Consider the following 11,007-nt stretch of genomic DNA (forward strand, 5'->3'; position numbering starts at 1 on the left):
ATGGAACAAAATCGAGCATCGTCTTTTCGCCCAGATCACCCGAAACTGGGCTGGCAGGCCGCTGCGGACCCACCAGACCATCGTTGAAACGATCTCCAACACCACCACCAGCACGGGCCTGACCGTCCAATGCGTCCTTGACACCTCCGAATATCCCACCGGACTCAGATACACCAGCCACGACATCGAATCACTGCCCCTCACCCGCCACGATTTCCATGGCGAATGGAACTACACGCTCGCACCACCCGACACGCCGTAATCAACCAGATTATTTATTCGCGAGCCCTAAGGTCGATATGTGCCGCGAAAACAACCACATCTAACGAGTCGGCGGGCTGGGAGAAACTAGCGGCCCCGCTGCGCTGAACCCTCCGTTGCGGTGGAACACTCCACCGACAGTTTCAGGTCGCCATCCACTTCGACCAGTCTGGGAACGTACACCTTCATGGGCCGCTTGTGTGAGAGGTAGGCGATGCAGCCGCGCGAGGACGCGATCTTCTCCAGGATCAACTCCACGGCGGGAACCGTAACCTCACTCAATGTGCGCCCCACCGTGTTGGGCTGACCCACCTCGTCGCCGAGTGTGCTGTTGGTGCGTGCGTCAATTTCCTTTGCTGACCAGCGCCAGGCGCCCCAGATGCCCTTGCCGGCGAGCACCGAGGGCTCCTGATTCACGGGCTGCGCCGCCGCAAAGTACCGGGTGTCGAAGCGGCGGTGCGCAAAGTCGGGGCTCAACCAGGTGGAAAGAGGTTTGAGGAGGTCTGCCCGCACGCCTAGCCCGCGCCGGCGAAGCACATCCGCGAAGGTTATCTCCTCCGAGGCGATCGCAACCCGCGCCTTCATCCACTCGGGGTGGTTTGTACCCTCCACCAGACTCGACGCATCGGGTCCGGCCAACAGGACGCCGGTCTCTTCGAACAGCTCACGTATCGCGGCATAGACAAACCGACGCGCAGCACTATGGTCCTCGGTGGCCAGGGCTGCACACCAGTGGCCGGGCGAGGGACCAAACCAAGGGACGTCGTCGTCGTCCGTCGGTTCCACACTGCCGCCCGGAAAGGCGACAATACCCAACGGCGACTCGCCGCGCCGGTAGGAAAGGTAGGTCTCTGTGCCGGCGGCTGAGTCACGGATGAGTACCACCGACGACGCCGGCCGCGGCTTCAAGGGCGTGCGCTCACCATGGTCAATCCAGCTTCGCGCGGCCCCTAGCTGGTCCTGCGGAACGGGAAATAGCCTGGTGCTTGAACGGTCCACGGGCTTAAACGAACTCCGCGATGACTTCAACTTCCACCGGCGCATTGCGTGGCAGTACTGCGACGCCGACGGCCGAGCGGGCGTGTGCGCCCGCCTCGCCCAATACTTTGCCCAACAGCTCGGACGCCCCGTTGATAACGCCGGGTTGACCGGTGAAGGCCGGATCTGAAGCAACAAATCCCACGACTTTCACAATCCGGCTAATGCGGTCGAGGTCACCGATCTGGGACTTGATGGCGGCCAGGGCATTGACGGCGCACGTTGCAGCGTACTCCTTCGCGTCCTCAGGGCTTATATCACTGCCTACCTTGCCTGAAGCTGAGAGTTCGCCGTTAATTATCGGGAGCTGTCCCGAGGTGTAAACATAGTTGCCCGAAACAACAGCCGGCACGTAGGTGGCGATCGGTTGAACGACCTCCGGAAGGGTTATTCCGAGCTCCAGCAAACGGCTCTCAACGGCCGATGTTGCACTATCCGTACTGGTCACGACTGGTTTTTCTCCCTCTTAAGATAGGCGACCAAACCGTTGCCGTCCGGGCCTGGAACAACCTGCACCAACTCCCAGCCGTCCTCTCCCCATTGGTCAAGAATCTGTTTGGTCGCATGGATGATCAGCGGAATTGTGGAGTACTCCCATTTGGTCATGGTTCATAGACTAGCGCGTGCTTGTAAACTGGAGAACATGGCTGCGCGTAAATCACCTTTCTTTGACACTGCAACCACCCTGGGGAAGATCATTGCATTTCTTGGAATCAGTGGACTGAGCGGGGTGCTCGCAGCAGGCCTCTTGGTGCCCGTCGCGGCGGCGGCCGGCACGGGCGCGTCTGCCTCGATCCAATTCTTCGAAAATCTCCCGGCCGAGCTGGAGCGGGGTGCGCTGGCTCAGCCCTCAACGATCCTGGCTGCTGACGGTTCCCTGATCGCAACGCTGTATGAGGAGAACCGGCAGCCGGTGACCCTTGACCAGGTGTCTGAAAATATGACGGATGCCCTGCTCGCGATCGAAGATGATGCTTTCTACGAGCATGGCGGCGTGGACCTTCAGGGCATCATCAGCGCAGCTTTGAGCAACATCAGCAGCGACACCACCCGCGGCGCCTCCACCATTACGCAGCAGTATGTCAATAACGTACTTATCGACGCCAGCATGCAGACCGGCGGAGATGTCACCTTCAGTGGGCAGAAGACCATGGGTGACAAACTGCGTGAAGCCAAACTCGCCATTGCCGTGGAGAAGGAGCTCAGTAAGGACGAGATCCTTGCCGGCTACCTGAACATTGTTCCATTCACGGGCACCACCTATGGTGTGCAGGCTGCGTCGAAGTACTTCTTCAACGTCGAAGCGAAGGACCTCAGTATTCCGCAGGCCGCGCTGCTGGCAGGCGTTGTCAACGGACCCACGTTCTACAGCCCGGAGCTGAATCCCGAACGTTCGCTTGAGCGGCGCAACCTGGTGTTGGGACGGATGCTGGATACCGCCAAGATCACCCAGGAAGAGTACGACGCCGCTGTGGCAACCGATCTGGGACTTGCCATTACACCGGTACTCAGTGGATGCGTCGCCGCGGAGCAGGCACCGTACTTCTGCGACTACGTCACCCACCTGATCCTCAACGACCCGGCTTACGGCGAGACACTGGAGGACCGCGAGAATCTTCTCTATCGCGCGGGCCTGACGATCAAGACCACTCTGGACCCGCGGGCACAGACAGCTGCGCAGACCGCGATCAACGAGACTGCGAGCCGGGAAAGCACAGATCCTTCCGTTGGGCACTCAATGGTCAGCCTGGAGCCCGGTACGGGTGACATCCTGGTGATGGCCCAAAACACGCGTTACATGCCCGGCACGGAGCCTGGTGATTCGGTGCAGAATTTCAACGTCGATCAGTATGCCGGCGGGGATCCCAACAGTCCGCTTGGCGGCCTCGGTGGATATCAGCCTGGTTCAACGTTTAAGCCATTCACAGTTGCGGCATGGCTGGAGGACGGTCGGGCACTGAACACGGTTGTGGACGGCAGCAAGAAGGAATATCCCCAGGGAGATGTCTGGGAGGCCAGCTGCCTGAATGGCGGAGAGTACGTTCTCCCCGACGAAGACGGGTACGAACCTCAAAATTACGGTGACATCAACTACGGAAACTACACCGTGCTTGAAGGCCTGGCACAGTCCTACAACACTGTAACTATGGAAACCGCGAATCAGATTGATCTGTGCAAGCCCTTCGAAATCGCTGCCAGCCTCGGCGTGCACGACGGCAAGAGTGCCGGCGGAGAATACGATCCCCTTGACGTCTCCCCCTCAGCGCTGATTGGCGGTGGCAGCGAGGTCTCCCCCATGTCCATGGCGACGGCATTTGCGGCTCTCGGCGCCGAGGGTCTGACCTGCCAACCGCGTGCGCTGGTCGAGGTGGTGGCAGTTGATGGAACAAGCTTCCCCGTCCCTCCTGAGCAGTGCGAGCAGGCGATTCCGAAGGAACTTGCCCGCGGCGTGAACTATGCCACGCAGGCGGTCATTGACCGTGGCTCCGGCCAGCTCCTGGAGTTCGGCGATGTTCCTATGGCCGGCAAGACAGGCACCAATGATCAGCGTTCACAGACCTGGTTCATGGGTTACAACTCAGCAATGGCTACTGCCAGCTGGGTAGGTAACTGGAAGGCCAACAGCGGCTCGCTCTCCGAGCTTCAGATTGGCGGCCGTGTTTACGAGGAAATTGATGGTGCGTTTGTGGCGGCCCCCTCGTGGGAACGCTTCATGCAGCAAATTCCCGGCCTCTACCCGGCTGAGGATTTCCGGGATCCGCCCTCGAATATGATCAACGCCGGCCGGCCCGTTCAGCGGGATCAGCCCTCCCCATCGCCGAGCGACGATGGCGGAAATGACGACAATGACAACGGTGGCGGCGATAACGGCAACGGAAACGGTAACGGCGGGGGCGACGGCGGTCCCCCGGCGGAAGGCCCCCCTGGCCGGGGCGAGGATGACAACTGATAGTGGAGTCTCATCTGCGGGCGAAGCCAGCGGGCGGCGCCTCACTAGCACTCGGTCTCACCGCAGCCGCTGGCGCTGCAGTCCTCGGCTACGCCGCTCTCGTTGAACGAAACCTTTTCGAACTCCGCGAGGAAAGGCTTGAGATCCTGCCTCCCGGAAGCAAGCCGCTCCGGATGCTGCACTTGTCGGACATCCACCTGGTCCCCAGTCAGGCAGGCAAGATCAATTGGCTGCGCGGCCTTGCCGAGCTGGAGCCCGACCTTGTAGTCAATACGGGTGACAATCTCAGCCACCCCAAAGCCGTTGAGCCGTTGCTCGACGCGCTTGCCCCGCTCATGCAGTTTCCCGGCGTCTTTGTTCCCGGCTCCAACGACTACTATGCCCCCAGGATTCAAAACCCGTTCAAGTACTTCACCGGACCGTCCAAGTCCAACGGCCGAAAGGGCCCGAAGGAACTCCCCTGGGCAGAGCTGTTCCGCGGGTTCGGCAATGCCGGGTGGGTTGACCTCACCAACCGATCACAGTCGATCGCAGTCCCGGGCCTGCGCCTGGACTTCAGCGGAGTGGACGACCCCCACCTTGGCCGGGACCGGTTTTCCGGATTCCCACCGGGCAGCACCACATCGGGGATTGCACCGCACATCCGGATCGGCGTTGCCCACGCCCCGTATCAGCGGGTTCTCGACTACTTCGCCGACGGCGGCGCCAGGCTGATCCTCGCGGGACATACCCACGGCGGGCAGGTTTGCCTGCCCGGCTATGGTGCTCTGGTCAGCAATTGCGACCTTCCCACCTGGCGGGCCCGTGGACTCACCCAGTGGGAGCACAATGGCACTTCCGTCCCGCTCAACGTCTCTGCGGGCATCGGCACCTCCCGGTTTGCTCCGGTGCGACTGGCGTGCCGGCCTGAGGCCGTCCTGTTGACGCTAACGGAGACTTCCTAGGGATCCACGAGGTTGCGCGGCTGCTGTGCGTATGCGTAACCGCCGCACGTCGTCACGGCAATTGTCAGTACGCTGACATAGGATAGTTGCTACGGGCCACGAACCGCCTTCCGGCATCCCAAAATCCACGCTCCAAGAGAAAAAGCATGCTGACGCAAACTACGCTCTGGGAATCCCTCAGCCGCCTCTATCCGCACGTCAAACCGATCGTTCCACGGTTGGTCCTTGGCCTGCTCTGTGCCCTCGGCGCGAGCCTCATGGCACTCGCCATCCCACAGGTCTTCCGTGTCCTGATCAATGACGCCCTCGCGGAGGGCAGCGCAACGTCCACGGTGTGGATCGCGTCTGGCGTCGTACTCCTGCTGGGCGTCCTGGAGGCGACCTTTGTTGCCCTGAGGCGGCAGTTCGTCATCGCGCCGGCCACTACGGTCGAAACGAACATGCGCACCTCGTTTTACCGTCACCTGCAGGATTTGACGGTCGCGTTCCATGACCGCTGGGGCAGCGGTCAGCTGCTTTCACGCGCGATGACAGACCTCAACCTGATGCGGCGATGGATGGCGTTTGGCCTGATCATGCTCGTGGTGACCTCCCTGACCGTGGTGATTGGCGTCGTCGTCATGTTCCTCACCAGCTGGGCGCTCGCGCTCATCTTCCTCGCCGCTGCCCTGCCGATCATCATCTACGGTTTCAAGTTCCGCACCTCCTACAGCGCTGTATCGCGCAAGAGCCAGGACCAGGCAGGTGACCTTGCCACCACTGTGGAAGAGTCAGTGCACGGCATCCGGGTCCTGAAGGCATTCGGGCGCAGCCGCGAAGCGCTGGAGGGATTCAACCTGCAGGCAGAAGAGCTGCGGCAGACAGAAATCTACAAGGCGCGCAGCCTGGCCAACTTTTCGCTGATCGTCACGCTGCTGCCGGAGCTGGCCCTCGGAGCCTCTCTCGTGGTGGGTGTCCTGTCCGCGGCAAACGGCGACGTATCCATCGGCGCATTGGTGGCCTTCTTCGCGACGGCCGCCGTGGTCGCTGGACCGGTGGAATTCATCGGCCCGCTGCTTGCCATGACGTTTACCGCCAAGACGGCCATCGACCGCCACTATGAGGTCATGGACTCCGTCAACTCCATCACCGACCCGGAACACCGCGAAACGTTGAGGAACCCGCGCGGGGAGGTGAAATTCAACGATGTCCACTTCCGCTACCCGGATTCGCAGGACCATGTCCCCGATGTACTCAATGGCATCGATCTCACCCTGAAGGCTGGCGAGACCATGGCTCTCGTGGGCATCACCGGCTGCGGCAAGAGCACACTCCTTCAACTGGTACCGCGGTTGTATGAAGTGACCGGCGGCGGAATCAGTATCGACGGAACCGACCTGCGCAGCCTGACCGTCGAGGAACTGCGCACGCATGTATCGGTTGCCTTCGAGGACACCACGTTGTTCTCCAGTTCCGTCCGGGACAACGTGCTGATGGGAACAAAGCCGCAGGATGAACAGGAAGCCGATGCGATCCTTGAGGAGGCCTTGGACGTTGCACAGGCACACTTCGCCCACTCCCTACCGGCCGGCGTGGACACGCTGATTGGCGAGGAGGGCCTCAGCCTCTCCGGTGGTCAGCGGCAGCGCATTGCCCTTGCACGGGCCATCGCGGCTAAGCCCAGGGTGTTGGTGCTCGATGACCCACTGTCCGCCCTTGATGTCCGCACCGAGGAACTGGTCGAGGAGAGGCTTCGGGAGGTTCTTACGGATACCACCACGCTGATTGTTGCGCACCGCCCGTCCACGGTGTCGCTTGCGGACCGGGTGGCGCTGATGGAGCGGGGCCGCATCTCGGACGTTGGCACGCACACCGAACTCCTGGCCCGCAACACGCATTACCGCTACGTGATCGCCAGTCTCCAGGAGGAACCGGTTGATCTCGACACAGAACTTGAAGATCTAAAGCACGACGACGAGGAGGCACGCGCGTGAACACCTCACCACAGCGCAAGCCCGGGCAGCAGCCGGAGGAGGAACCGGCGTCGGGCCTGTCCTCCGGAGTGCAGAATGAGGACGATGTCCTACTCAACCGGGCACAGAACAAGTCCGTGCGGGCAAGGTCCTTCAAGCTGCTCGGTTCGCTCATCAGCCCCAATAGAACCCAGTTCATCTGGACCATCACACTGGTGGTCTTCTCCCAGGCGGCGAGGGTTGCCGGACCGGCGATCATCGCGTTTGGCATCGACCATGCACTGCCGGCCCTGCTCGACGGCGACTCTTCGCTGCTGTGGATGGCGGGCGCCACCTACCTCATTGCAGCGATTCTCACCGCAACCCTCACGGCAGGATACGTTCGCGCCACCGCCAAGCTGAGCCAGGCCATGCTGTTGGACCTCAGATTGCGGGTGTTCCGGCATACGCAAAGGTTGAGCCTCGAGTTCCACGAAAAATACACTTCGGGCAGGATTATCGCCCGGCAAACCTCGGACCTGGAAGCGCTGCGGGAACTGCTTGACTCCGGCGTAAGTTCGCTGGCGTCCGGTGTGATGTACATGCTGTTTACGGCCATCACAATCTTCCTGCTGGACTGGCCCACCGGACTGCTGATCATGGCGGCGGCAGTGCCCATGTACTTCCTGGCCCGCTGGTACCAAAAGCACTCACAGATAGCCTTCCGGGCCTCCCGGGTGGTCTCTGCGAAACTGATCGTGCACTTCATCGAAACCATGACCGGCATCCGCGCCGTCAAGGCTTTCCGCCGCGAGAAGATCAACGCCGCGAAGTACGACGAACTGGCCGAGGACTACCGCCGGGTCACCGTCCGCTCCATCAACCTGAACGGCGTCTTCCAGCCGGGCCTGGTGCTGATCGGCAACGTCACAGTAGCCGTGGTGCTGCTGGTGGGCGGCTTCAGGGTGCTGGACGGCTCGATAGAGGTGGGCGCCCTGCTGGCACTGCTCCTCTACAGCAAGCGTTTCTTCCAGCCGGTGGATCAGATGGCCATGTTCTACAACTCGTTCCAGTCCGCGTCTGCTGCCCTGGAGAAGGTCTCCGGGCTGCTGCAGGAGGTTCCGACAGTGCGGCCGCCCAAGAATCCTGTGCCGTTGAAGAACCCTCGGGGCGAGATCGAGTTCCGCGGCGTCGAGTTCAAGTACGGCGACGGACCGGTGATCCTGCCGACCATGGACCTTCATATACCGGCCGGACAGACCATTGCCCTCGTGGGGCAGACCGGTGCCGGTAAATCGACCCTTGCCAAAGTCATCGCACGGTTCTACGACGTGTCCACGGGCGCCATCACCCTGGACGGTGTGGACCTCAGGAAACTTAGCCCCCGTGACCTGCGCCGCGCCGTCGTCATGGTCACGCAGGAGGCGTTCCTCTTCAGCGGGACGGTCGCGGACAATATAGCGCTGGGCAAACCGGAGGCAAGCCGCGACGAAATTGTCGCCGCGTCGCAGGCCGTGGGTTCCCATGAGTTCATCGAGGCGCTTCCCGACGGCTACGACACCGATGTCAACAAGCGCGGCGGCCGGGTCTCAGCGGGCCAGCGGCAACTCATCAGCTTTGCCCGCGCCTTCCTGGCGGACCCGGCGGTGCTGATTCTCGACGAGGCAACATCGTCCCTGGATATCCCCAGCGAAAGACTGGTGCAGGAGGGTCTGCAGAAGCTGCTGGGCAACCGAACCGCCCTGATCATTGCGCACCGCTTGTCCACCGTGGAGATTGCCGACCGTGTGCTGGTGGTACATGACGGAATCGTCGTTGAGGACGGGACACCGGAAGATCTGATCGGTGGAACCGGACGCTTTGCCACCCTCCACGCGGCGTGGAAAGACTCCCTGGTTTAGTTCGTCCTGACAGGGATTCTCCGTTATCCTTGAGAGGTTGCTTTTGTCACAGATAACAGACAACGGCGAGAAGTATTCGGGGTGTGGCGCAGCTTGGTAGCGCGCGTCGTTCGGGACGACGAGGTCGCAGGTTCAATTCCTGTCACCCCGACCAGTAAAGGGTTCCTACCTGCACGGTAGGAGCCTTTACTGTCGAAGAGCGGACCGTTAGAAGATGGCGTTAATCCCGTTCCATCCGGATCCAATCTGCACCCTCGGCAGCCACGTTCCACTGGCAGAGCGCGGGTAGAGCCACAGAATGCCACTGCGGTCGCGTGCCAGGACATCAGCGGTGCGGTCGCCGTTGAAATCACCCGGTCCCATAATTGCGGTCATCGCATTCCAGCCAAAGCCAACCAAAACCCGGGGCAGCCACCCGCCCCGCCCGTTGCCGGGATACAGCCAGAGGTCACCGGTTGACGTTTGACGTGCCAGAACATCCGCTGTTCCGTCGCCATTCATATCCCCTGGTCCAACGATGCTGTTGAACGCGTTCCACCCGGAACCTACCCGCACCCGCGGCAACCATCCTCCGGAGCCGTTACCGGGATAGAGCCAGAGGATGCCGGTAGCGGTGTGCCTCGCCAGGAGATCCACCCGCTGATCGCCGTTGAAATCGCCCGGACCAAAGAAGCTGTAGCTGTTCCACCCGGAACCGACGCGCAACCGAGGGAGCCAACCGCCCTTTCCGTTCCCACGGTAAAGCCACAGGGAACCGGTGGCCGTTTCCCGCGCCAGCACATCCACTGCGCCGTCTCCGTTGACGTCCCCGGGTGTCTCAAGCAGGTTGAAACCACCCCAACCTGTTCCGATCCGGGTTCCCGCCATGAGCCGGCCCCGTCCCGTTCCCGCATACATTCGAAGTTCAGCGGTTGCACCCACACGCGCGAGCACATCGTTATTCCAGTCCCCGTTGAAGTCTGTTGCGGCGCCTGACAGCGTGGAGGCCGGTACAGGCAGCGGAGTAAAGGCATACGGATCGCAGGTTCGGTCGTAGTCCCGCACAGTGTCGTACCACTGGGAGATATAGACCCTTCCCCCGGAGAAACTGGGCTGACTGCAGCGGTCCAGTGCTTCGGTCGGGTAGTTCAGGGTGCCCGCCGTGGCCCACACCGGAACGCCGGGCAGCCGCCAGGAGCCGGTGATGCTGGCCCAGCCCGAGGTGAACGAGTACAGGCCGTAGGAGAATCCTGCGTCCCGCAGCCCCCGCATCAGGCCTTCAATGATGTAGCGGTTGTCACGCTGCTGTGCCGCCGTTGCTGTAGGCCAGGGTTGCGCCGGACGGGGCTCGACGTCGATCCACACGACCGGGGGCCTGAATCCGATTCTGTTGAGCGAGGCCACCGCAAACCGGGCTTCGGAGTAGCCCACGTTGGAGAGCTGCCCCGCACGTGTGCTGGACGTCCATGGGCCCTGCGTCCGGTAGGTGGCGAGCTGCGCTGCTGTGGGGAAGGCTGCCATGGCATAGCCATGGGCGGGTTTTCCATTTGTTCTGGCCCACCCCACTTGGCTGGCCAGGCACGGGTTCTCCGTGAACGGGAGCCCGCGGGTGAGGCCAATAACAACAAACTGCGACGACGCCGGCGGCAGCGGGAGGCCGAATCCGCCCACCGACGCGGGGCACTGCGGCCATGAGATGTCATGGCCAAACAGCGGGGCGGCGTGGGCCGGCGGAGCAGTGGCGGGCGCCAGTCCCAGGACAAGCGCCAAGGAAGTAAAAAGGCCCACGAGAAGCCGCCGGGCTGAAAGTGAAATCATAGCAACCACCTGCTCGCTGAAGGAACACCACGGCGCTCCACCGCAGCTCCCAGCCACGAATATTGTACGTCCGTTATGGTTTGTCGGCGCCCGGATGTGGGCAACGATTTAGGTGTCAGTCCGCCAGGTGCCACACCAATCTGCCCAGTGAGTCGGGGCACTCGGTGGGCATAACCAGTTGTGCC

General features: G+C 61.9%; 8 protein-coding genes, 1 tRNA gene and 1 pseudogene. 6 read left to right on the forward strand and 4 right to left on the reverse strand.

Features of this window, described 5'->3' with window-relative positions:
• Window positions 1–262, forward strand: a pseudogene (locus Y708_RS0114175) (ISAzo13 family transposase); the annotation flags it as partial.
• Between the two features lie 86 nt (window positions 263–348).
• Here Y708_RS0114175 and Y708_RS0114180 read toward each other — a convergent pair.
• The 3 genes from Y708_RS0114180 to Y708_RS29285 are packed head-to-tail and all read right to left on the reverse strand — an operon-like array spanning window position 349 to window position 1,905.
• Window positions 349–1,260 carry an NUDIX hydrolase gene (locus Y708_RS0114180; RefSeq protein ID WP_028280440.1) on the reverse strand — a complete coding sequence of 304 codons (912 nt, stop codon included), beginning with the start codon at window positions 1,258–1,260 and terminating at the stop codon, window positions 349–351.
• 4 nt (window positions 1,261–1,264) lie between these two features.
• A complete protein-coding gene (locus Y708_RS0114185; RefSeq protein WP_028280441.1) occupies window positions 1,265–1,747 on the reverse strand; it encodes a RidA family protein in 483 nt (160 codons plus the stop codon).
• Complete coding sequence (locus Y708_RS29285) at window positions 1,744–1,905, reverse strand: Sp36 family protein (protein ID WP_155853882.1); 162 nt, start codon at window positions 1,903–1,905, stop codon at window positions 1,744–1,746. Before Y708_RS29285 ends, Y708_RS0114185 begins: the two co-directional genes overlap by 4 nt.
• Before the next feature lie 37 nt (window positions 1,906–1,942).
• Here Y708_RS29285 and Y708_RS25195 point away from each other — a divergent pair, with 37 nt between their 5' ends.
• The 5 genes from Y708_RS25195 to Y708_RS0114215 all read left to right on the forward strand — a co-directional run bounded on the left by Y708_RS25195 (window position 1,943) and on the right by Y708_RS0114215 (window position 9,179).
• Window positions 1,943–4,249, forward strand: a complete 2,307-nt coding sequence (locus Y708_RS25195; RefSeq protein ID WP_051479013.1) for a transglycosylase domain-containing protein — start codon at window positions 1,943–1,945, stop codon at window positions 4,247–4,249.
• A complete protein-coding gene (locus tag Y708_RS0114200; protein WP_028280442.1) occupies window positions 4,246–5,193 on the forward strand; it encodes a metallophosphoesterase in 948 nt (315 codons plus the stop codon). The genes Y708_RS25195 and Y708_RS0114200 overlap by 4 nt, the downstream gene beginning before the upstream one ends.
• 146 nt (window positions 5,194–5,339) lie before the next feature.
• Window positions 5,340–7,166 (forward strand): ABC transporter ATP-binding protein, encoded by a 1,827-nt coding sequence (locus tag Y708_RS0114205; protein WP_028280443.1) that lies wholly within the window; start codon window positions 5,340–5,342, stop codon window positions 7,164–7,166.
• 56 nt (window positions 7,167–7,222) lie between these two features.
• Window positions 7,223–9,025: an ABC transporter ATP-binding protein gene (locus Y708_RS0114210; protein WP_028280444.1), complete on the forward strand. Its 1,803-nt coding sequence runs from the start codon at window positions 7,223–7,225 to the stop codon at window positions 9,023–9,025.
• 77 nt (window positions 9,026–9,102) lie between these two features.
• A tRNA-Pro gene (locus tag Y708_RS0114215) sits at window positions 9,103–9,179 on the forward strand.
• A 53-nt stretch (window positions 9,180–9,232) separates the two neighbouring features.
• On the opposite strand, the gene Y708_RS0114220 is transcribed toward Y708_RS0114215, so the two are convergent.
• A complete protein-coding gene (locus Y708_RS0114220) occupies window positions 9,233–10,822 on the reverse strand; it encodes an FG-GAP-like repeat-containing protein (RefSeq protein ID WP_035776436.1) in 1,590 nt (529 codons plus the stop codon).
• Window positions 10,823–11,007: the final 185 nt, after the last annotated feature.

This window comes from Arthrobacter sp. H5 (assembly GCF_000520595.1).
Taxonomy (GTDB): domain Bacteria; phylum Actinomycetota; class Actinomycetes; order Actinomycetales; family Micrococcaceae; genus Arthrobacter_D.